Here is a 22491-nt window from a genome sequence, read left to right as displayed (position 1 = left end):
AATAAAATTTAAATATAATATTTGATATTGAATATTTTTTAGGAGAATATAATGAAAAAAATTAGAAATTTTACACTAAGTATAGTTTTAGCTTCAACACTATTTAGTGGATGTGCAACGACAGAGTTACAAACTAATGTAAGAATGTCTCAAAGTGTATTTATTGACCCAGTTAAAAAAGAGTTAAGAACAGTATTTATATCTAGTAAAAATACTAGCGGACAGCCAATAAATCTTGAGAAAAGTTTATCAAACGAACTTCAAGCAAAAGGTTATAAAGTAGTAGATGACCCAGATGAAGCTACATATATTTTGATGGTAAATGTACTTTATTGTGATAGAAAGCAAGAAAATAATGTAGCTGGAGCTGCTTTGGGAGCAGGAGCTGTTGGAGCAGGTGTTTCTGGATATAACCATGGTGGAGCAGGACAAGCTATTGGAGTTGGATTAGGAGCTGCTGTAATTGGTGGACTTATTGGTAAAGCAACAGAAGATACTATTTATCAAATGCAAGTTGATATATTAATAAAAGAGAGATCAAAAGGCTCAGTGTTGACTCAAAATTCAACAGTAGCTGCTCAAGCAAATGTAAGAGATAGTAAAAAATCAGGATTTGTAAATAGTTTTGGTGGAGATGTTAGAAATACAGATGCTACTGGACAGATTAATTCAAATATTGCCAATGATAAAACTCAATATTATGAAGAAGAGAGAAAAGAGTATAAAACAGTAATGTTAGCAGAAGCTACAAAGATGAATTTAACTTTACAAGAAGCAACACCAATTTTAGAAAAACAGATTGCAAATCAAATCTCTGGATTATTCTAAAAAATTAAAATGCACTAAAATTTTAGTGCATTTTTAAACTCTCAAAATATAATAATACAATCCATTTAAAAGCGAAATTTTAGTAAAATATTGTAATTTTAGTTTAAGGTAAGCTTTATGTTTAAAATACTTGGAAATTTATCAACAAGAGTAAAAACTGCTCTTGTTTTGTTTGTGCTTTTTTTGATTATTGCATATATAGACTCATATTTTCTATTTTGGCTAGTATTTGGAGTTGTTCTTATGGTTGCAGTACGTGAAGCAAAAATGCTATATGGTTTAGAAGATAAAAGTATATATATCTATGTTTTATTACTTTGGTTAGCTGTATATTTCTATCCAATGCCTGTTGATTTAATATTCATTGTCGCAATTGGTTATGCTTCACAACTAGCATATAAAAGAAAACTTGATAAAAAGATGATTTTACCACTTCTTTATCCAACTGCATCATTTGTTTTTTTAATCTCTTTATACAGTGAATTTGGCGTAATGGTACTATTTTGGTTACTAATAATCGTTGCAGCTACTGATACAGGTGCTTATTTTGCTGGAAAAACTTTTGGAAGAACTCCATTTTGTGAAACAAGTCCAAACAAAACTTTAGAGGGTGTTGTTGGTGGTATGATTTTTGCTATTATCATGGGAGTATTTACTTCAATAAATGAAGTTGGGATTTTAGGAGCTATTATAGTTTCAGCTATCGTATCATTATCTTCAGTTTTTGGAGATTTATATGAAAGTTATTTAAAAAGAGAAGCTGGAGTAAAAGATAGTGGAAATGTTTTACCAGGACACGGTGGAGTTTTAGATAGAGTTGATGGGTATTTGTTTGGAGCAATAGTTATGCTAGTTTTATTAAGGATAATTATTTGATACTTCTTGGAAGTACAGGTTCTATAGGAGTAAATACCCTAGAAATTGCAAAAAAATTTGCTCTAAATGTTGAGGTTTTAGTAGCTGGAAAAAATATTGATTTACTAAATTCTCAAATAAAAGAGCACAATCCAAAAAAAGTGATAATTGCTTCTAAAGATGATATAAAAAAAGTAAATCACAAAAATGTATTTTTTGGAGAAGAAGCTATACTAGAAGCTATAGAAAATAGCTCTTCAAAAACGGTTGTTAATGCACTTGTTGGATTTTTAGGATTAAAACCAACATTAAAAGCTATAGAATGTGGTAAAAAAGTTGCTTTGGCAAATAAAGAGTCATTGGTAGTTGCTGGAAAATTTATTGATCAAAAAAATTTAAGTGCCATTGACAGTGAGCATTTTGGGCTTTGGTATTTAATTCAAGATAAACAAATAGATTCTATGACAATTACAGCAAGTGGTGGTTCTTTTAGAGATTATCCACTTGAATCTTTGAAAAATGTATCTATAAAAGAGGCTCTTAATCATCCAAATTGGAAAATGGGAAATAAAATAACAATAGATAGTGCAACTATGACAAATAAAATGTTTGAGTTAATAGAGGCTGCTTGGCTTTTTGGTACAAAAAAACTAGATGCTGTTATTGAGCCAAAATCTTTGGTTCATGCATTGATAAATTTTAAAGATGGTAGCACAACAGCTCATATTGCAAATGCATCTATGCAACTTCCAATTTCTTATGCAATTTTAGGAAGAGTTGATTGTGAGGTTTTAAAACCTATTGATTTACTTCAAATATCATCTTTAGAGTTTAAAAAAATAGAAGATAGTAGATATCCAATTTGGTCTTTAAAAGATGAGATTTTAAATAACCTTGATTTGGGTGTTGTTTTAAATGCTGCAAATGAAGTTGCTGTTTCAAAATTTTTGAGTGGAAAAATAGGATTTTTGGATATTTCAAAAATAAGCTTTGAAGCGATAAATAAATTTAATAGTTTAAAAGCTTCGAATATAGAAGATATTTTTGAAATAGATAAAGAAGTAAGGAGATATTTTGACTCTTGATTTATTAATTCCTTTTGGAATTTTATTACTCTTAGTAATATATCTAATTTATACAAGAGCAAAGTTTGAGAAAAATATTGTAAAACTATATGAAGATAAGCTAGAAGAGTGGAAAAAACACTCAAAAAATGATGAAAAAATAGAACATAAAAAGGATTTAATAGCTCTGGTTTTTAAAAAAGATTATAAAATAAGTATTGAATATTTTGATGAAAAAATAGAAGATAGTCTAAAAAGAGCAAAATTTGAAATTTATAAATATGGAATTAAAGATGAAGAAAAATAAAAGAGTTTTAATTTTACATGGGCTTAATGGAAGCTCATATCCTCATTGGCAAGCTCATTTAGCAATTGATTTAATTAAAGAAGATTTCATAGTATCTTTTCCTGAGTTACCAAATAAAAATAACCCAGACTTAAAAATATGGAAAGATTTCTTAAAAGTAGAATTAGAGCATTTTAAACCAGATATTGTAGTTTGTCACTCTTTGGCAAATATTTTGTGGTTTCATATTTGTGATGAACTAGATATTAATTTAGATAAATTAATGCTTGTTGCACCTGTAAGAAACGAAGTGTTAGAAGATGCTAAAAGCTTTTTTCCTTATCCTGAGTCAAAAAATCTAAAAGCAAAAGAGATTATAATGGCAGCTTCAACAAATGATCCATATATGAGTTTAGAAGAAGCAATAGCTTTACAAAGTAAATTAAATATTGGTATGAAAATTATGGAAGAAGCAGGGCATATAAATGCTGCTTCTGGATATGGAAAACTTGATTGTGCTTTGGATTGGATAAAAAGAGAAGAAGTTTGTGAAAAACAGGAGTAAAAAAGTATGATACTAGCAATCGAAAGTTCTTGTGATGATAGCTCTATTTCTATTACAAAAATAGATAGTTTAGAGCTAGTTTTTCATAAAAAAATATCTCAAGAAATAGAGCATAGTATTTATGGTGGAGTTGTACCTGAGCTTGCAGCTAGACTTCATATAGAAGCATTACCAAGAATTTTTGAAGAGTGTAAAGATTATTTAAAAGATTTAAAAGCAGTTGCTGTTACAAATGCCCCTGGATTAAGTGTTACTCTAACTGAGGGAGTTTCTATGGCAAAAGCAATAAGTATAGCTTTAAATATTCCATTAATTGCTGTAAATCATTTAAAAGGACATATTTACTCACTTTTTATAGAAAAAGAGGCAATATTTCCAATTACAACACTTCTGGTTTCAGGTGGACATACTCAAATAATTGAAGCAAATAGTTTAAATGATATGAAAATTTTGGCAAAAACACTAGATGATAGTTTTGGAGAGAGTTTTGATAAGGTTTCAAAAATGTTGAATTTAGGATATCCAGGTGGTCCAATAGTTGAAAAATATGCAAAAAGTGGAGATGAAAATAGATTTTCTTTTCCAATACCACTTTCTCAAAGTCCAAAAATAGAGTTTAGTTACTCAGGACTTAAAAATGCAGTTAGACTTGAAATAGAGAGACTAGAGCGCACCACTTTACAAGAACAAGATATAAGTGACATATGTGCTTGTTTTCAAAAAACAGCTGTAAAACATATCTTGCAAAAGCTAAAGAAACTGTTTAAGCAAAAAACTATCAAAAATTTTGCGATAGTTGGAGGTGCAAGTGCAAATTTATATTTACGAAGAGAGCTTGAAAATATTTGCTTAGAATATAAATCAACTTTGCATTTAAGCCAGTTAAGGTATTGCTCAGACAATGCTGCTATGATAGGAAGAGTTGCGATTGAGCAGTATAAACAAAATGATTTTATAAATCTAGAAGATTTAGATATAAAAAGTAGATTAAAGGAGTACTAAAATGGGAATAGTGGAAAAATTGTCTTTTGGTCTTGGCGCAAAACTAGAAGGAAATAGTTTTTATACACAAAAAGAGGATAAAGCCAAAGTGAAAGTACAAAAGAAAATTGAAAAAGTAGTTTTACCAAAAAATCAGCATCAATTGGTTTTTTCTCTTGAAAAAAGAAATGGAAATCCAGTTACTATTATTGGTAAATTTCAAATAGAAGATGAAAAGATAAAAGATATTTTAAGATTACTTAAGACAAAACTTGCCTGTGGAGGTTCAATAAAAGATGAATATGTTGAAATTCAAGGTGATTTAAAAGATAAAATAAGAGTTATTTTGGTTGATAATGGATGGAAATTTAAAAACTAATAACTAAGTAAAGGAGTATTTCCAGTGAAAAAGATATTTGATGAAGTAAGAAGTTTGGATAAAAGAGCAATAGAAGAATTTCACTTAACAGAAGATATCTTAATGGAAAATGCTTCTTTATCTCTAAAAAATTATATAACAAAAAAATTCAAAATAAATAGTTCTATTTTAATTGTTTGTGGAAGTGGAAATAATGGTGCAGATGGTTTAGCACTTGCTAGGCATCTTTTTGGAAAATTTGAAGTTTTTATATATTTGTCAAAAGATTCAAAAACTAAAATTGGAAAACTACAAGAAAAAAGAGTAAAAAGCATAGGTGTAAATTTTGTAAATGAGATTTTTCAAGCTGATATTATAGTTGATTGCTTGTTTGGAACAGGCTTGAACAAAGAGTTAGATGAAAATAGTGTATCTTTAATAAATAGTTTAAATAGCTTTAACTCATTTAAAATTGCTTGTGATATTCCAAGTGGACTAAATAGTTTAGGACAGGTAATTCAAACAGCTTTTAAAGCAGATATTACGATAACTATGGGTGCTTTAAAAACTGCACTTTTAAGTGATATTGCAAAAGATTTTGTGGGAAAAATAAAAGTTGCTACTTTGGGAATAGAAAATGAGTTATTTCAAGCTCAGACAAATAAATATCTACTTGAAAAATCTGATTTAGTTTTGCCTTTAAGAGATATACAAAATACTCATAAAGGAATTTTTGGACACTTAAATATAATTTGTGGAGATAAAATAGGTGCTTCAATAATAGCTTCAAATGCGGCTTTTATTTTTGGAGCTGGACTTGTTACTATTATTTGCAAAAATGACAAAATAGTTCCATCTCATATCATGCAAAGTAAAAGTATAAGTGAGAATTGTACTGCAATAGCTTTGGGTATGGGATTAGGAGAGTTTGAAGCTCTTAAACTTGAAGAGATTTTAAAGTTAAATATTCCAAAAGTATTAGATGCAGATATTTTTTACAATCCATTAATAGTGAAATATTTAGATGAAAATATAGTTTTAACTCCACATCCAAAAGAGTTTATATCACTTTTAAAACTAACAAACATTGCTGATATTTCAATTAAAAATTTACAAGAAAATAGATTTTTATATGTTGAAAAATTTTGTAAAATATATCCTAAAGTAACACTTTTGTTAAAAGGTGCAAATGTAATTATTTCTCAAAATAATAATATGTATATAAATACCTTTGGAAGTCAAAAACTAAGCAAAGGCGGAAGTGGAGATATTTTAACTGGTTTAATATCTTCTCTACTAGCACAAGGATATAAAACTTTAGAGGCAACTATATGCGGAAGCTTAGCTCATGCACTAGCATCTAAAAATTATAAAAAGAATAACTACTCTTTAACTCCAAAAGATTTGATAAAAGAGATAAAAAAATTATGAAAGCAGTTATAATTCAAACTACAACTTCAAGTAAAGAAGAAGCAAAAAATATAGCCGAAATTTTGATTAAATATAAACTTGCTGCTTGCATACAGTTAAAAGAGATTGAATCTATTTATAATTGGGATGATAAATTATGTTGTGAAAGAGAAACACTTTTAAGTATAAAAACAAAAAAAGAGCTTTTTTCTAAAGTTAAAAGCAAAATCTTAGAACTTCATAGTTATGATATTCCAGAAATTATCGAGTTAGATATTTCAAATATTAGTGAAAATTATTTAAAATTTATAAAGGAAAATACAATATGAGTGATATTTTAAAAATAGGAAAATATGAGTTAAATAGTAGATTAATTGTTGGAAGTGGAAAATATAAAGATTTTCAAACTACTAAAGAAGCAACACTTGCAAGTGGAAGTGAGTTAATCACGGTTGCAATTAGAAGAGTAAATATTACAAATCCAAATGAAGAAAATCTTCTAGATTATTTTAAAGATACAAATATTAAGTTTTTACCAAATAGTGCTGGATGTAAAAATGCCCAAGAGACTATAACAACTTTTAGACTTATGAGAGAAGCTACAGGAATTGATTTAATTAAACTTGAGATAATTGGAGATTTTAGTAAGACTTTGTATCCAGATGTAATAGAAACAATAAAAGCTTGTGAAATCTTAAAAAAAGATGGTTTTACAGTTATGGCATATACAAGTGATGATTTAATTGTTGCAAAAAGACTTGAAGATGCTGGTGCTGATGCTATTATGCCTTTAGCTGCTCCAATTGGAAGTGGTTTAGGTGTTCAAAATAGATATAATATTGCTTTTATAAAAGATAGTGTAAAAGTTCCTGTTATTGTAGATGCTGGAGTTGGATGTGCTAGTGATGCTGCTATTTGTATGGAGCTTGGAGTTGATGGAGTTTTAACAAATACAGCAATAGCAGGAGCAAAAGATCCAATTTTAATGGCAATAGCTATGAAACATGCAGTTATAGCTGGAAGATTAGGATATAAAGCTGGAAGAATAGAGAAAAAACCATATGCAAGTGCTAGTTCTCCACTTGATGGTTTAATACAATTCTAAATAATTTCAAGAAATTTTGTATTTTCTACAATATTTCTTGAAAAGCTCTTGACAAAAGAAAAAATATATAATATAATTCCGTCCACTTTTTGAGTTAAAAGGTGTTTATCGGGGCGTAGCGCAGTCTGGTTAGCGCACCTGGTTTGGGACCAGGGGGCCGGAGGTTCGAATCCTCTCGCCCCGACCATTTATATATTATAAACATGTGGTAGGTATAGCTCAGTTGGTTAGAGCATCTGGTTGTGGTTCAGAGGGTCGCCGGTTCGAACCCGGTTACTTACCCCATTATGTTTATGTTAAATTTTTTATGCTTCCATAGCTCAGCTGGATAGAGCAACGCCCTTCTAAGGCGTAGGCCGTACGTTCGAATCGTACTGGGAGTACCATTTTAGTTTAGAATACCAAGTAAACTTTAATATTTTATGCGGATGTGGTGAAATTGGTATACACGCCAGACTTAGGATCTGGTGCCTCACGGTGTAAGAGTTCGAGTCTCTTCATCCGCACCACTTATACAAACAAAAAATTAATAATTTTGCGGGAGTAGCTCAGTTGGCTAGAGCTTCTGCCTTCCAAGCAGACTGTCGCGAGTTCGAGTCTCGTCTCCCGCTCCATTAAAAGCCTTGTCTAAGAGTTATACTTTTAGGCAAGGCTTTTTTTATTCCTAGTAAAAACTTGTTTTAAAAAACAGTTCCACCAACACTCATACCAACTGATCCTCCACTATTTATATTTGTACTAAGAAAACATCCAGTAAAAAGTATATTTATAAGAATTACTAAAAGTATATATTTTAAGATTTTCATTAAAGGTTCTTTTATTTTTTGATATTGTATAACAAGGTTTATTAAAAAAAGAGTTTGTTAGATATATAAAGCTATTTAAAAATAGTGCTTATCAAAAAGAGATAAGCACTTTTAAATTAAGCAATAACTGCTAGAGTTTGACCTTCTTCAACTGCTTTTGAAGGTTCTGTTAAAATTTTGCTTATTGTTCCAGAAACTGGTGCAACAACATCTATTTCCATTTTCATAGCTTCAAGTATCATAATTTGTTGATCTTTTTCAACTCTATCACCCTCTTTAACAAGTATTTTCCATACATTTCCATTTACAGGAGCTATTGCTTCTGTTCCATTGTAAACTGGTTTTGCAGGTGCTACTGGAGCTACTTGCACAGGTGATTGTTGAACTACTTGTTGAACAGGTTGTGCAACTTGAATATTTTGAACATCTCCTTCAAAAACCGATACATTAAATCTTTGACCATCTACAACTACTGTATAATTTCCATTTGACATTTTATTTTCTCCTATTTGTTTATTTTCATCTTTGTTTTCATTTTTTCTTACATTTAAAGGTGCATTACCTTTTAAAAATGTAATACCTTTTTCATCACAAGCTGCAGCTATAAAGATATTTTCTTCAGTTGCTTCTATGCCTTCTATTTCTAATCTTTGTCTCCAAACATCAACTTTTTTCTTTGGATCTTCATCTGCAATATCCAAAGGATTTCTTTTTGTTGGTTGAAGTTTTAGTTTTTCACTTGCTAGTTTTATAATATCTGGATCAGCTTCAACTGGAGTTTTACCAAAGTATCCCAAAACCATTCGACCATATCCAGGAGCTATTTGTTTCCATGGACCAAACATTACATTTGCGTATGCTTGTTGCCAATAAAATTGAGATACAGGAGTTACACTTGTACCAAATCCACCTTTTACAACTACTTCTTGCATAGCTTTGATTACTTCAGGGAATTTGTTTAAAGTTCCATTATCTCTCATCATTTGAGTATTTGCTGTAAGTGCACCACCTGGCATTGGTGAAAATGGAATCAGAGGTGAAACTTGAGTTGCTTCTGGTGGTAAAAAATAATCTTTTAAACAATCAGCAAGTACTTCTTCATATTTTAAAATTTTATCTATTTCCAAACCACCTAAATCATAGTTCATACCTTTTGTTGCATGAAGCATAGTAAGAATATCAGGTTGAGATGTTCCTCCACTAACTGGACTTGCAGCTAAATCTATACCATCAGCTCCAGCCTCAAGTGCAGCAAGATAACAAGCAACAGACACACCAGCTGTTTCATGCGTATGAAGTCTAATATGAGTAGAATCACCTAAAAGTTTTCTAGCCATTTTAATAGTTTCAAAAACTTTATTTGGACTACTTGTACCACTTGCATCTTTAAAACAAATAGAGTCAAATGGTAAACCACTATCAAGTATATTTCTTAGAGTCTTTTCATAAAAAGGAACATCATGAGCACCTGTACAATTTGGTGGCAAATCCATAAGTGTTACAACAGCTTCATGTTTAAGTCCATGATTTTTAATACATTGTGCACTATATTCAAGATTTTGAACATCGTTTAATGCATCAAAATTTCTAATAGTTGTTGTTCCATGTTTTGCAAACATTTTTGCATGAAGGTCAATTAGCTCTCTACTTCCAGTATCAAGCATAACTGTATTTATACCTCTTGCTAATGTTTGAAGATTTGCATCTGGACCAACAATAGCTCTAAATTTATCCATCATTTCAAATGCATTTTCATTTAGATAGAAGAATAAAGATTGAAATCTAGCTCCCCCTCCAAATTCAAAGTGAGTTATTCCAGCATCTCTTGCAGCTTCAACAGCTGGAAAGAAGTCATTCATTAAAACTCTTCCTCCAAAAACAGATTGAAATCCATCTCTGAAAGTAGTATCCATTATATCAATATATTTTTTTGACATATTTTTTAACCTTTTTTGTTGTGATGCTGTATAGCTGCCATAATAGCAGCAACTTTTCTAGCATCAACACCATAAGAGCCTTGATTTGGACTTTGCGATATTACATTATTGTAAATAACTTGAGATGGAGTATCTTTATCTTTTTTTGGAAAAAATTCAACAAAAGTCACACCTTTTGCTTTTAATAAAAATCCAATAACCAAAAGTATAGACGTTCCTATTCCCATAATCATAAAAAAGCTAAATATAGCTTGTAGTAGGGCTTCCACATTTCTCCTTTAAGTATTTTATATCAACACTTGATTTAAAGTACCGTATTTTAGGAAAATTTTATATTTTCTTCTTCTTTTTTGGTGCTTTATAAATTGTTGTTTAGTGCTTATTTTATCTAACTTTTGATAAAATTCTCTTATGAAAAAAGAGACATTAGAGAAAAGAACAAAAATAGCAAATGATATTATGTATTATATATACACTCATATTGAGACAAATATCGATATTGAAGAGCTTAGCATTGATTTAGAAATTAGTAAATTTCATATGCATCGTGTTTTTAAAGAGATTTTTGGAAGAAATATTTATGAGAGTATAAAATCAATTAGGCTTCAAAAAGCTTCAAATTTACTTCTTACAAATAGATATTCAACAATTTCTAGTATTGTAAATTCATGTGGTTACTCTTCACAATCCTCTTTTATTAAAATATTTAAAGATAGATTTGGAATGAGTCCAAAAGAGTGGAAAAATGGTGGATATAAAGAGTATTCAAATGATATAATAAAACAATCAAAATTTGCTATGAAATCTAAAGCTAATTTCGACAATATTACACCCACTATTGTAAAAACAAAGGCTATAGAGAGCTATTATATACGTAATCGTGGTTATAACAAAAATATAGAAGAGACATGGCAGAAACTTCAAACTTGGGTTTTGACAAATAATATAAAACAATATAAAAGAGCAGCACTTTTTCATGATAACCCAACAATTACTCCACTTGATGAATGTCAATATATTGCTTGTATAATAGTTGATGATGATAAAAATATAAAAAGTGATAGAATTCCAAAATTCAAAATAGCAGAAGGTGTTTATGCTAAATTTGATTTAAAAGCAAGAAATGAAGATTTACTTCCATTTATTCAGTGGGTTTATCATGAATGGTTACCAAGAAGTGATTATGAAACAACTACAAAACCATCATTTGCAATATATGAAAGTGTTGATTTTATAAATTTAGACAATGAGTATGATTTTAGTTTTTATGTTTCAATAAACTACTAAATGCTATTTAACCATCTTTTTAAAAACTCATCTCTTGAGTAAAGTTTGGCTCCTAAATCAAATTTATACTGCATATATGGATGACCTAAATTCCAAAAGTCAAATTTGTTTTCTTCTAAATAAAGAGCCAATAGTACCATTTGAAGTTTACCCCAATTGTTATACTTTTTAGACCTTGAAGAAAAACCTGTTAGTGAAGTGTATGTTTTAGAAATCATATAACCAATTTCACCACTTACTAATTTTCCGTTATTCTTATCATATAATTCAATACTAACTAATTTAAAGTTTGAATTACTATTTTTTAAGTTATTTAGGTTTATTAATAACTTTTCATAATTTTCTTCAATCCAAGAATCTTTATGGTACTTTTTAATTTCATTTAAAACAGATTGAAAATCGCTATTTATACAAAAGTTATACTCACTATTTTTTATAAGAGTTTTTACCTTTTTACTAATATGAAGATTATTAAAATCTAAAATAGCATATTCAAATTGTATTTCAGGAAGTAGATAAAAATTATTCTCAAGAATAATAGAAGTTGATATAAATCCAAATTCACAAAGCTTTATATAAGTTTCTAAAGATAAATCATCGCATAAGTAGTAATTTAGATTTTTATTTGGATAGATGTTTTCGAAGATAAACTGTTTTTGTAGTTGCTCTTTTGATATTAGATATAAAAAATCTTGACTCAAAATATAAGTATATTTTAAAATAGAGAAAAATCTCTATTTTAAAAGCTTTCCCATTCATCATCATCTTTTGTAGATGATTTTATTTCATTTTGTTTTATTGCTATTTTTGTATCCATAGCTTTTTTTGGAGCTGATTGTTTAATTTCTGTAGCTTTTTTAGTAGGTTCAACAATTAGATGATTGTTTTTAACTGTAGAATTAATTTTTTTATTCTCTTTTTCAACATCTTCTTTTCCAACAAATTGTTTGTTATTTGAATCACTAACAATTTTTTTAGCAATATTATCCGCATTTATTGCAATACTTTTTGTATCAGAAGCAATATTTGCATTTTGTTGTGTCTGTTGATCAAGACCAGTTACCGCATCATTTATCTGTGTAATTCCAGCTTGTTGCTCTTTTGAAGCTGTTGCAATTTCATTTATTGTTTCACTTTGTTTTTCTATATTTTCAAGAAGTTCTGTATAACCTTGGATCATCTCAAAACTAATATTTTTTCCTTCATTTGCTTTTGATGTAGCATTTTCAACTATATTTTTTATCTCTTTTGCAGCTTCTGCACTTCTACTTGCAAGATTTCGCACCTCTTGAGCAACAACTGCAAACCCTTTTCCTGCTTCTCCTGCAGTTGCAGCTTCAACAGCAGCATTTAGTGAAAGAATATTTGTTTGGAATGCTATTTGGTCAATTACGGCAATTGCTTCATTAATTTTATTTACTTGGTTATTAATCTCATCCATAGCATTTGTTGTCTGATTTGCTAATTGTTGACCTTTTTTAGCTGAATTACTAACTTCATGTGAAAATTTAGTCATTAATTCTACATTATTTGCATTACTAATTACTGTTGAAGTAATCTCTTCAAGAGCAGCAGCAGTCTCTTCCAAAGAAGCAGCAGCCGCATTTGAACTTTGATTTAGAACATTTACATTCTCTAAAAGCTCTTGAGAACTATTTTCTAGCATTAAACCTGTTCCATAAGATTGTCTTAAAAGAGCAGAAATTTCATCTCCTAATTCATTCATAGCAACAGCAATTTTTGCATAAGGACTTGGAAATCTTGCAGTAAAGTCATATTTTTTATAACTATCTATTACAAAAAGTAGTCTGTTTATATCTCTTGCAATTGTATGTTCTAAGTAATATTGCATTTTAATTAAAAGTTCTTTTAAAACTTTTAAGTTTTGTGTGTCTGGTTCAACTTCTATTTTTGCAAGCATATTTCCACTTGAAAGTTCTTTTATGAAAAGTTCTGTTGCATTAATAAATTCATCATCTTTTTTTATAGAGATTTCAGTTTTTTCAATATTTTCATTTATTACTTTTGCAATTTCACCAAATTCATCTTTATTTTTTAAATCTATTAGTGTAGCAGTTTTACTCTCTTCATTTAAAAATGAGAAAAATCCTAAGATACCTTGTTGAAGTTTATTTAAAGATTTTACAACAAAACTTATAGTTAAAGAGGTAAATGCAATACTAATTGTCATAACAATAAGTGATAATATTACAATTAATGTAAGAGCCTTATTTGAAGATGATACAGAATCTTTAACCATATTAGTTGCATAGTTTACAGTTCTTGTTTTTTGTTCTTCTAAAAGCTTACCAAAAATATTTGAAATAGGGATCATCTTTTTTACGCTATTTTCATACTCTTTTAGCAAAGACTCAATTTTATCTTCATCTTTGTTTTCGATTAATTGAATTAAGCTTTGATTTATAGGTTCATGTGATTTTTTCCAATCATTAAATGAAGTTTCTAAAGTAGCAAATGCTTTTTTACCAGCTTCAGTTTGTCTTGGAGTACTGGCAAAATATTCCCATCGTTTATTAATATTATTCCAAGTCTCTTCTCTAATATTCTTAATATTTTGAAGATTTTTTGAATATTCTGAATCTTTATGAATTGAAAAAACTTCATGAGTTATAGCTCTAATTTTAAATCTTAAAGCATCTAAATCAGCTACTGTTAAAAGTATAGGAATCCTTTCTTCGGATATATTAGTAAAGTCAATAGATGAGTTTTTTGTATTAAAATATGAGACAGTTGAAATAGTAATCAATGATAAGATAAATACCAAAGATAAAGCTATTAATCTACTTTTTATAGACATAATTTCCCTTTTAAATAAAGTTAATGATTATATCTAAATGAATATAAGATTATTAGCTATTTTTAAGATAAATTGGTAGAGAGATACTAAATTTTGCACCAAAATATTGGATATTATTTTGTATAAAATTATCATTTTTTACAGTAATTTCTCCATTTAAATGTTTTGTTACAATTTGTAGTGACATATAAAGACCAATTCCTGTTCCTTGACTTTTATGTTTTGTAGTAAAATATGGTTCAAAAACCCTATTTATAAACTCATCTTTAATTCCCCCACCATTATCTAAGAATTCAATATATAAATTATTTTCGTCATGATGTATTTTTATATATATTATTTTATTTTCTATTTCACTTGAAGATAAAACATCAATTGAATTTGAAAAAAGGTTAAGAATTACTTGAGATAATTCATTTTGATAGGATAAAATCTCTATATCATCTATATTCTCAATAACTTTAATATTAAATTTATCAAATCTACTTTTTATTAAATCTTTAGATTTTTTTATTAGTTGTGATACATAAAATTTATTCATCTCTTTATTTGGAGAGAAAAAATTTCTAAAATCATCAATAGTATTTGATAAATGTTCAGATGTCTGATTTATATTTTTTAAAGCTTCATAAAACTCATTATCATCTAAAATATTCATCTCTTTTTTTATTTTTAAAGAGCTTGATATTGTAGATATTACAGATAATGGCTGTCTCCATTGATGGGCTATATTTTCAATCATCTCTCCCATTGCTGCCATTTTTGATTGTTGATTTAAAATTGCCTCTTTTTCAAGTAACTCTTTTGTTTTTTTATCTATATTTACTTGTAAGTTTTCATTTAAATACTTCAACTCTTTTGTCTTTTCTTCAACTGTATATTTCAATTTTTTGTTTAAAATATTTAAAGTTGCTGTTCTATGAATAAATGCAATAGCACCAAAAAATACTAAAAAAATCAAAATCAAAATAATTGTGTAGTCTATTGAATTTTGAAATTGTACATTATTCCAACTATTAACAATAACCATAATTTCACTAGCTGGTACAGTTGCAATTGCTTTATTTATTATCGGAATTAAATTTTTATGCTCTTTTCTAACCATAATTTTTAAAGAGAAATCAATACCTGAGTTACCACTAACTTTTAAATCTTTGAATTCAAATTTTGCAATATTGTATGTAAGAATAGGCTTTATATCAACAAAAGCAAAAACTTTATTTTTTGATACTAGATTTAATCCTTCTTCTACGCTATTTACTAAAACTAAATCAATATTTGGATATTTCTCTTTTAGCAAATTGTGTACTGTGAAATTATTTCCAACTGCAATTTTTTTATTTATAATTTCATCTAAGTTTTCTATAAAGTGTTCATCTTTTTTTGTAACTATTGATATTGGAAATTTTAAATACTCATTAGAAAAATATGCAAATTTTTTTCGTGATTCACTCTCTCCTACACTAAAAATAATATCACTTTTTCCACTTTGAAAACTTTTTATCTGTTCATCAAAAGAGTTAAAAAAAGTATTTGTAGTTTTCAGATTTAGTTTCTTTACAATAATTTCCCAAAATTCAGATGATATTCCAAGAGCTTTATGATTATCTTCTTCAAAACTAAATGGATACCAGTTTTTTGTAATAGCAACATTGAAATGAGTCTTTTCTATAAACTCTTTTTCTTGTGTAGTTAATTCAAGATTTGCGATAATATCTTGTGAAAACAGATTTATAACTAACAATATTGTAGTTAAAAATATTTTCATTTTTTTCCTTTTTTAGAAGCATATGTATTTATTATAGCAAGAAATTCTAATTTTTTTTAATTTTTTTAATCTCATCTTCTTTTATGGGTAAATTAGCAATTGTTGCAACTATTGCTAAAGCTATATCTAGGTACCACATTAAAGAGAAATTACCATAACTATTGATAAATAATCCACCTAAATATGCTCCAAAAAAGCCACCAATTTGATGAGATAAAAGAGTTAATCCAAATAAAGTTGCAAGATATTTTGTTCCAAAAAGTTTTCCTACAATTCCTGCTGTTGGTGGAACTGTTGCAAGCCAAGTAAAACCAATTGCAATAGAGAAAATATAAAAAGTCAATTCAGTTTTAGGTGACAATAAATATATAATAATCATCAAAGCTCTATTTGCATAAATAAAAGCTAAGATATATTTCATTTTATACTTTGTCCCCAAATATCCAGCATATAAGCTTCCAAAGATATTAAAAAGTCCAATTAAAGCCAAAGAGTAGGCTGAAACATTTGCACTATGTCCACAAAGAGAAACTTCATGAGGAAGATGTGTAACCAAAAAAGCTACATGAAATCCACAAGTAAAAAATCCTAAATTTAAATATAAATAACTTTTATCTTTTAAAGCTACTTTTAATTGCTCTTTTAATCTTATATCATTTTGTATTACATTTTCTATTTTTGTCTCTTCTTTACTTTTTGAAGATAGAATTTTTGCTAAAGGAATAGTTAAAAGTGTAGAAAAGGCAAGAACAATCATAGAGTAAATCCATCCAAAACTATTTATAATAGCTTGTGCTAGTGGAGCAAAAACAAATTGCCCAAAAGATCCACCAGCATTTATAAATCCGCCAGCAAAAGATCTTTTTTCACTAGGAAGATTTTTTGCTGTTGCCCCAATTAGTATTGAAAAGCTTCCAGCACCAGCACCTGCTGCTACAAGAAGACCTAAGGTTAAAATAATTGAAAATTCTGAAGTTAAGAATGGAGTTAGAATTAAACCAAAAAACATCAATAATGCACCAAAAACTAAAACACCAAAAGAGCCTTTTTTATCTGCAATTGCACCAAAAATTGGTTGAGTTAATCCCCAAATAAATTGTCCAATAGCAAGAGCTAAACTAATAGATATAATATTAAGAGAAGTTGAAGAGTTTATAGGTGCTATAAATAAACCTAAGGATTGTCTAACTCCCATTGTAATTGCTAAAATAAGTGATGAAGATAGGATTAAAATCCAAATAGTTCTATTTTGAGAGTTTGTCATTATATAATCTTTTTTTTGTAATTTTAGATTAAAAAGTCTTAAACATAGTTTCGATATAATCCTGCTAAATTTAAAAAATCACTCACAATATAGGATAATCTATGTCAAAACAACTACTTCAAAAACAAGCAGATACAATAAGATTTTTAGCTGCTGATATGGTACAAAGAGCTAATTCAGGACATCCTGGAGCTCCTATGGGACTTGCTGATATTGCAACAGTTTTAAGCAAGCATTTAAATATAAATCCAGCCGATGAAAAATGGCTAAATAGAGATAGATTAGTATTTTCAGGTGGTCATGCAACTGGTTTGGTTTACTCTTTGCTTCATTTATGGGGATTTGATGTATCAGTAAATGATATGAAAAACTTTAGACAATCTGGTTCAAAAACTCCAGGACATCCAGAATATGGACATACTCATGGAATAGAAATCACAACAGGACCACTTGGACAAGGAATTGCAAATGCTGTTGGATTTGCTATGGCTTCTAAATATGCACAAAATTTATTAGGAAAAGATGTAATAAATCATAAAGTTTATTGTCTTTGTGGAGATGGAGATTTACAAGAAGGAATCTCTTACGAAGCAACTTCAACTGCTGGGCATATGAAACTTGATAATCTTGTGATTATTTATGATAGCAATTCAATTACAATTGAGGGTGATACAAGTCTTGCTTGGAGTGAAAATGTTAAAAAAAGATTTCAAGCAATTGATTTTGAAGTAATTGAAATAGATGGACATAATTTTGATCAAATTGATAAAGCTTTTGTTCAAGCAAAAAGTTCAACAATGCCTGTTTTAATTATTGCTAAAACAGTTATTGCAAAAGGTGCAGTTACTCTTGAAGGAAGCCATCACTCACATGGAGCTCCTCTAGGAGTTGATGAGATAAAACAAGCAAAAATAAAAGCTGGGTTTAATCCTGAGGTTGATTTTGAAGTAAGTGCGGATGTAAAAGGTGCATTTGATAAATTAATCGTAGGAAGTACAGCTCAAAATGCTTGGAAAGATAGTTTAAGTTCACAAACTCTTAAAAAAATAGATGAGTTACAAAACCCAGATTTTGATAGCATAGTTTATCCAAGTTTTGAAGCTGGAAGTAGTGTTGCTACAAGAGATTCAAATCATAAAATCTTAAATGCTATTGCTGCAAAAATCCCTAGTTTCTTAGGTGGAAGCGCAGATTTAGCACCATCAAATAAAACAGAACTAAAAGATATGAAAGATTTCCCAAATGGAAGAAATATCCATTTTGGTATTAAAGAACATGCAATGGCAGCTATTGTAAATGCTATGAACTTATATGGTTTATTTAGAGTTTATTCTGCAACATTTTTTGTTTTTTCTGATTATTTAAAACCTAGTGCAAGAATTGCAGCACTTGCAGGAATTCCTCAACACTTTATTTGGACACATGATAGTATTGGTGTTGGAGAAGATGGACCAACTCACCAACCAATAGAACATTTAGGACAATTTAGAGCTTTACCAAATTTCTATACATTTAGACCAGCTGATGCTAGTGAAAATGTTGAAGCTTGGAAAATAGCACTTAAAATGAAAGCTCCAACAGCATTTGTTTGTTCGAGACAAGGTTTAAAAGTTTTAAAAGATGATAAAGCTTTTGGAAGCGTTTTAAATGGTGGATATTTATTAACAAAAAGAGAGAATGCAACTATCACAATTATGGCAAGTGGAAGTGAAGTTAATTTGGCATTACAAACTGCTTGTGCTTTAGAAAAAGAGGGAATTCTTGCAAATATAGTTTCTGTTCCTTGTTTTGATTTACTTTTAGAACAAGATGAAACTTATATAAACAAAATAATAGACCAAAAAACAAGAGTTTATGCAGTTGAAGCTGCACGAGCTCTTGAGTATTATAAATATGCAGATGTTGTATTTGGAATGGATAGTTTTGGTGCTAGTGGACCTGCAGATAAGCTTTTTGATGAGTTTGGATTTACAATAGATAAATTAAAAGCAAAAATTATAGCAGACCTTAAAAAATAAATAAAATAAAAAGATGAGAAGATATTATTTCTCATCTTTTTTCTCTTAAAACTCTTAAGGAATAAATGAAAGATTCACTTTTTGTATATGGCACATTGATGCCAAACTGTCCAAATGCATATGTTTTAGAAAATATTATTGGAAAATTTGTCCCTGCAACGGTAAAAGGAAAATTAATAGATGCAGGTTGGAGTTCTAGTATGGGATATCCTGGTATTAGGCTTGAAATGGGTGATGATAATATTCATGGGTTTTTGTTTTACTCTGATAATTTGATAAACCATTGGGAAAATCTTGATATTTTTGAGGGAGTTGAGTTTATTAGAACTCCTGTTGTTGTAGAAAGATATGATGAAGTAGAGGTACAAACTTATATTTATACATTAAAAGATGAGATTATTGAGATGTATGAAGAGAAAATATAGAGTAAAATTTATGTTAAAAATATAATTTTCTTATATTTTATAAAATATTTGATAGCCTTTTAAGAATTAATATTTATTACATATCAATATATATTGATATGTAATAAATATTTTGATACTATTCTCTTTATTAAAAAAAGGATATTTAAATGGAGAAAAAAGTTTTAATTTTATGTACAGGAAATTCTTGTAGAAGTATTATTGCTGAAGCTTTAATAAATGCTAAATTAGATGGAATTAGTGCAGATTCTTCAGGTGTAAAAGCAAGTGGAAGAGTAAATCCAAATGCTAAAAAGTTGCTTGAAGATAAAGGCATTTGGAAAGAAGAGTATCATTCAAAAACTCTTGATACAGTAATAAATAATGAGTATGATTTAATTGTAACTGTTTGTGACCATGCAAACGAAACTTGTCCGATGTTTCCAAAGCTAGTACCAAAAATTCATGTGGGATTTGAAGATCCAGATGGAAAAGGATTTGATGCATTTGAAGCTACATATAAAGAGATAGAAGAAATTTTACTTCCAAAAGTAGCAAATGCGTTTTTATCATCGGATGATGATAAAAACTTTCTGTGAAAAGTAGTTGAAGCTTTAAAATAATAATGATAAATATCTCAATTTTTTGGCACTTTTTTATCTTAGGTCTTTTTAGTTTTGGAGGACCAATAGCTCATATTGGTTATTTTAGAAAAAAATTTGTCGAAGAATTAAATTGGCTAAGTGATGAAGAGTTTTCAAAAATTGTAGCACTTAGCCAGTTTTTACCAGGACCTAGCTCATCACAAGTTGGTTTTACAATTGGATTAAAAAAAGGTGGGATTATTGGTGCAATATTTGCTTTTATTGCATTTACCTTTCCATCTTTTTTACTTTTATATTTAGCTGCAACTTTTCAGAATATCTATGAAAACAGTAGTGTTATTTATGCTTTGATGAGTGGATTAAAACTATTTGCTGTGGTAATTGTTGCAGATGCAACTTTTAGTATGTTTAAAGCACTTTGTAAAACTACAACAAGTAAAATAATTTTTGTTTTTGCAACGCTGTTTTTAATTTTTAATCAAACATTTTTTGCTCAAATTATAGTTTTAGTTATTTCAGGTTTTGTTGCACTATTTTTTATAAAAGAGAATAATACCAATAAAATAAAATATGAAAAACCTTATATGTTGCCTTTGTATATTTTTTTTATTTTATTGATATTTTTGCCACTTTTAGCCAGTCAAGATAAACTATTAAGTCTGTTTAACTCTTTTTATCAAGTTGGAAGTTTGGTTTTTGGAGGAGGGCATGTTGTTCTTCCTTTAATTAAAAGTAATATAAATATAGATGAAAATAGTTTTTTAGTTGCATACTCACTAGCTCAAGCAGTTCCAGGACCTATGTTTACTATTGCTTCATATATTGGAGTTGTTACTTTTGAAGAGTCACCTTTTTTAGGTTCAGTTGTTGCTACAATTGCAATTTTTTTACCAGGTTTTCTTTTGATTTTAGCTTTTTACAAAAGCTTTGAAAGTTATTCAAAAAATCCTACTATTTCAAAAATAGTTGCTGGAATTAATGCAAGTGTTGTTGCAATATTGTTTAGTGTTTTAGTTACAATTGTAACTCCAAGTGGAATTGTAAATGTTTATGATTTGATTTTTGGAATAGTAGGATTTTTTTTGATTAGAAAATTCAAAAATTCTCTATTATTTTTGATTATGTTTTATTGTTTATATGGAATATTAAGGAGTTTATATGTTTGATTGGTTAGTTAATTTGAGTGCAATGTTTGTATTTGATACTTTAGGATTAGAAAAAGGAAGCCATTTAGGTGAAGCTTTACACTTTTTTATTTATGACACTATAAAAATATTTATACTTTTAATTACGATTATTTTTTTAGTTACATTTTTGAGAAGTTATTTTCCAGTTGAGAAGATAAGAGATTATTTAGTTGGAAAACATAAAATCTTTGGACATGTTTTTGCAGCATTTTTTGGAATATTAACACCTTTTTGTTCTTGTAGTGCAATTCCACTATTTTTGGGTTTCTTGCAAGCTAGAATTCCTTTGGGTGTTACTTTTTCATATTTGATTTCAGCACCGCTTAGTGATGCAGTTGTAATTGCACTGTTGTTTTCACTTTTTGGTTGGAAAATTACTTTGCTTTATGTAGGTTTTGCTCTGTTAATAGCAATTGTTGCAGGTCTAGTAATAGGAGCTATGAATTTAGAAAAAGAGGTTTTAATAGAGGTGAAACCAATAAATAGTTGCTGTGGAAATTCAAATGAAGATACAACTTTAATATCTTCAAGATTAAAAGAGTCATGGGATTATACAAAAGATATATTTCTAAAAATTTATTTGTATGTAATTGTTGGTATTGCAATTGGAGCATTTATTCATGGATATATTCCAACTGAATTTATAAGTAAATATGCAGGTGGAGATGTTTGGTATGCACCAATAGTTGCTGTTCTTATGGGAATTCCTATGTATTCAAATGCAGCTGGGATTTTACCACTTGTAGAAGTATTAACACAAAAAGGGATGCTAATTGGAACTGCACTTTCATTTATGATGGCAGTTGTGGCTTTGAGTTTACCAGAAGCTTTAATTTTAAAAAGAGTTTTAAGCTTGAAGTTAATAGCAATCTTTTTTACAGTTGTTGGCTTTGCCATACTTTTAACAGGATTTTTCTTTAATGCAGTTTTATAATATTAAAAAAA

23 protein-coding genes and 5 tRNA genes are annotated in these 22491 nt (G+C 28.7%); 21 read left to right on the top strand and 7 right to left on the bottom strand.

Translation table 11 applies throughout. From position 1 onward, the window contains the following. Positions 1-51 precede the first annotated feature (51 nt). The 15 genes from ACRYA_RS09100 (at position 52) to ACRYA_RS09030 (ending at position 8066) form a co-directional block, all read left to right on the top strand. Positions 52-828: a complement resistance protein TraT gene (locus ACRYA_RS09100; protein WP_105916882.1), complete on the top strand. Its 777-nt coding sequence runs from the start codon at positions 52-54 to the stop codon at positions 826-828. Positions 829-945: 117 nt separating this feature from the next. After that, positions 946-1704 (top strand): phosphatidate cytidylyltransferase, encoded by a 759-nt coding sequence (locus tag ACRYA_RS09095; RefSeq protein ID WP_105916881.1) that lies wholly within the window; start codon positions 946-948, stop codon positions 1702-1704. Then, a complete protein-coding gene (gene dxr / locus ACRYA_RS09090) occupies positions 1701-2768 on the top strand; it encodes a 1-deoxy-D-xylulose-5-phosphate reductoisomerase (RefSeq protein WP_105916880.1) in 1068 nt (355 codons plus the stop codon). Before ACRYA_RS09095 ends, dxr begins: the two co-directional genes overlap by 4 nt. Continuing rightward, the gene (locus tag ACRYA_RS09085; protein ID WP_105916879.1) at positions 2758-3054 is read left to right on the top strand and encodes a hypothetical protein; all 297 of its coding nucleotides are present in this window, start codon (positions 2758-2760) and stop codon (positions 3052-3054) included. The genes dxr and ACRYA_RS09085 overlap by 11 nt, the downstream gene beginning before the upstream one ends. Further along, a complete protein-coding gene (locus ACRYA_RS09080; RefSeq protein WP_105916994.1) occupies positions 3041-3598 on the top strand; it encodes an RBBP9/YdeN family alpha/beta hydrolase in 558 nt (185 codons plus the stop codon). The genes ACRYA_RS09085 and ACRYA_RS09080 overlap by 14 nt, the downstream gene beginning before the upstream one ends. A 6-nt stretch (positions 3599-3604) precedes the next feature. Next, positions 3605-4600 carry a tRNA (adenosine(37)-N6)-threonylcarbamoyltransferase complex transferase subunit TsaD gene (tsaD, locus tag ACRYA_RS09075; RefSeq protein ID WP_105916878.1) on the top strand — a complete coding sequence of 332 codons (996 nt, stop codon included), beginning with the start codon at positions 3605-3607 and terminating at the stop codon, positions 4598-4600. Between the two features lies 1 nt (position 4601). After that, entirely contained in the window at positions 4602-4958 is a 357-nt protein-coding gene (locus tag ACRYA_RS09070) for a translation initiation factor (protein ID WP_105916877.1), read from the top strand. Positions 4959-4982: 24 nt separating this feature from the next. Further along, positions 4983-6368 carry an NAD(P)H-hydrate dehydratase gene (locus ACRYA_RS09065; protein ID WP_105916876.1) on the top strand — a complete coding sequence of 462 codons (1386 nt, stop codon included), beginning with the start codon at positions 4983-4985 and terminating at the stop codon, positions 6366-6368. Further along, a complete protein-coding gene (gene cutA / locus ACRYA_RS09060) occupies positions 6365-6676 on the top strand; it encodes a divalent-cation tolerance protein CutA (RefSeq protein WP_105916875.1) in 312 nt (103 codons plus the stop codon). The genes ACRYA_RS09065 and cutA overlap by 4 nt, the downstream gene beginning before the upstream one ends. Then, entirely contained in the window at positions 6673-7452 is a 780-nt protein-coding gene (locus tag ACRYA_RS09055) for a thiazole synthase (protein WP_105916874.1), read from the top strand. The genes cutA and ACRYA_RS09055 overlap by 4 nt, the downstream gene beginning before the upstream one ends. A 109-nt stretch (positions 7453-7561) precedes the next feature. After that, a tRNA-Pro gene (locus tag ACRYA_RS09050) sits at positions 7562-7639 on the top strand. A 21-nt stretch (positions 7640-7660) separates the two neighbouring features. Then, positions 7661-7737: transfer RNA gene (locus ACRYA_RS09045), tRNA-His, on the top strand. Between the two features lie 24 nt (positions 7738-7761). Further along, a tRNA-Arg gene (locus ACRYA_RS09040) sits at positions 7762-7838 on the top strand. 38 nt (positions 7839-7876) lie between these two features. Continuing rightward, positions 7877-7961: transfer RNA gene (locus ACRYA_RS09035), tRNA-Leu, on the top strand. A 28-nt stretch (positions 7962-7989) separates the two neighbouring features. Continuing rightward, positions 7990-8066: transfer RNA gene (locus ACRYA_RS09030), tRNA-Gly, on the top strand. A 66-nt stretch (positions 8067-8132) separates the two neighbouring features. Here ACRYA_RS09030 and ACRYA_RS10905 read toward each other — a convergent pair. The 3 genes from ACRYA_RS10905 to ACRYA_RS09020 form a co-directional block, all read right to left on the bottom strand. Next, on the bottom strand, positions 8133-8258 hold the full coding sequence (locus tag ACRYA_RS10905; RefSeq protein WP_265735135.1) for a hypothetical protein: 126 nt from the start codon (positions 8256-8258) through the stop codon (positions 8133-8135). Between the two features lie 116 nt (positions 8259-8374). Further along, entirely contained in the window at positions 8375-10195 is a 1821-nt protein-coding gene (locus tag ACRYA_RS09025; RefSeq protein ID WP_105916873.1) for a biotin/lipoyl-containing protein, read from the bottom strand. 5 nt (positions 10196-10200) lie between these two features. Continuing rightward, positions 10201-10464 (bottom strand): OadG family protein, encoded by a 264-nt coding sequence (locus ACRYA_RS09020; protein ID WP_170144482.1) that lies wholly within the window; start codon positions 10462-10464, stop codon positions 10201-10203. A 142-nt stretch (positions 10465-10606) separates the two neighbouring features. On the opposite strand from ACRYA_RS09020, the gene ACRYA_RS09015 reads away from it, so the two are divergent. Further along, positions 10607-11482: an AraC family transcriptional regulator gene (locus ACRYA_RS09015; RefSeq protein WP_105916872.1), complete on the top strand. Its 876-nt coding sequence runs from the start codon at positions 10607-10609 to the stop codon at positions 11480-11482. On the opposite strand, the gene ACRYA_RS09010 is transcribed toward ACRYA_RS09015, so the two are convergent. Genes ACRYA_RS09010 through ACRYA_RS08995 form a run of 4 tightly spaced genes read right to left on the bottom strand, consistent with a single transcriptional unit; the run spans position 11479 to position 17332 of the window. After that, entirely contained in the window at positions 11479-12183 is a 705-nt protein-coding gene (locus ACRYA_RS09010) for a GNAT family protein (RefSeq protein WP_228199745.1), read from the bottom strand. The two genes, ACRYA_RS09015 and ACRYA_RS09010, sit on opposite strands and share 4 nt — an antisense overlap. Before the next feature lie 38 nt (positions 12184-12221). Further along, positions 12222-14300 carry a HAMP domain-containing methyl-accepting chemotaxis protein gene (locus tag ACRYA_RS09005; protein WP_105916870.1) on the bottom strand — a complete coding sequence of 693 codons (2079 nt, stop codon included), beginning with the start codon at positions 14298-14300 and terminating at the stop codon, positions 12222-12224. Between the two features lie 52 nt (positions 14301-14352). Continuing rightward, a complete protein-coding gene (locus ACRYA_RS09000) occupies positions 14353-16068 on the bottom strand; it encodes a transporter substrate-binding domain-containing protein (RefSeq protein ID WP_105916869.1) in 1716 nt (571 codons plus the stop codon). 46 nt (positions 16069-16114) lie between these two features. Continuing rightward, entirely contained in the window at positions 16115-17332 is a 1218-nt protein-coding gene (locus ACRYA_RS08995) for an MFS transporter (RefSeq protein ID WP_105916868.1), read from the bottom strand. Positions 17333-17433: 101 nt separating this feature from the next. Here ACRYA_RS08995 and tkt point away from each other — a divergent pair, with 101 nt between their 5' ends. From tkt to ACRYA_RS08970, 5 genes are all read left to right on the top strand, one after another. After that, a complete protein-coding gene (tkt, locus tag ACRYA_RS08990; protein WP_105916867.1) occupies positions 17434-19350 on the top strand; it encodes a transketolase in 1917 nt (638 codons plus the stop codon). 65 nt (positions 19351-19415) lie between these two features. Continuing rightward, positions 19416-19775, top strand: coding sequence for a gamma-glutamylcyclotransferase family protein (locus ACRYA_RS08985; protein WP_105916866.1), 360 nt, complete (start codon positions 19416-19418; stop codon positions 19773-19775). 149 nt (positions 19776-19924) lie between these two features. Beyond that, positions 19925-20353, top strand: coding sequence for an arsenate reductase ArsC (locus tag ACRYA_RS08980; RefSeq protein WP_105916865.1), 429 nt, complete (start codon positions 19925-19927; stop codon positions 20351-20353). Positions 20354-20379: 26 nt separating this feature from the next. Next, the gene (gene chrA / locus ACRYA_RS08975) at positions 20380-21525 is read left to right on the top strand and encodes a chromate efflux transporter (protein WP_105916864.1); all 1146 of its coding nucleotides are present in this window, start codon (positions 20380-20382) and stop codon (positions 21523-21525) included. Continuing rightward, complete coding sequence (locus ACRYA_RS08970; protein ID WP_105916863.1) at positions 21518-22480, top strand: permease; 963 nt, start codon at positions 21518-21520, stop codon at positions 22478-22480. The genes chrA and ACRYA_RS08970 overlap by 8 nt, the downstream gene beginning before the upstream one ends. Positions 22481-22491 lie beyond the last annotated feature (11 nt).

This window comes from Aliarcobacter cryaerophilus ATCC 43158 (assembly GCF_003660105.1).
Classification (GTDB): Bacteria; Campylobacterota; Campylobacteria; order Campylobacterales; family Arcobacteraceae; genus Aliarcobacter; species Aliarcobacter cryaerophilus.
This window is presented reverse-complemented; position numbering and strand designations above follow the sequence as displayed.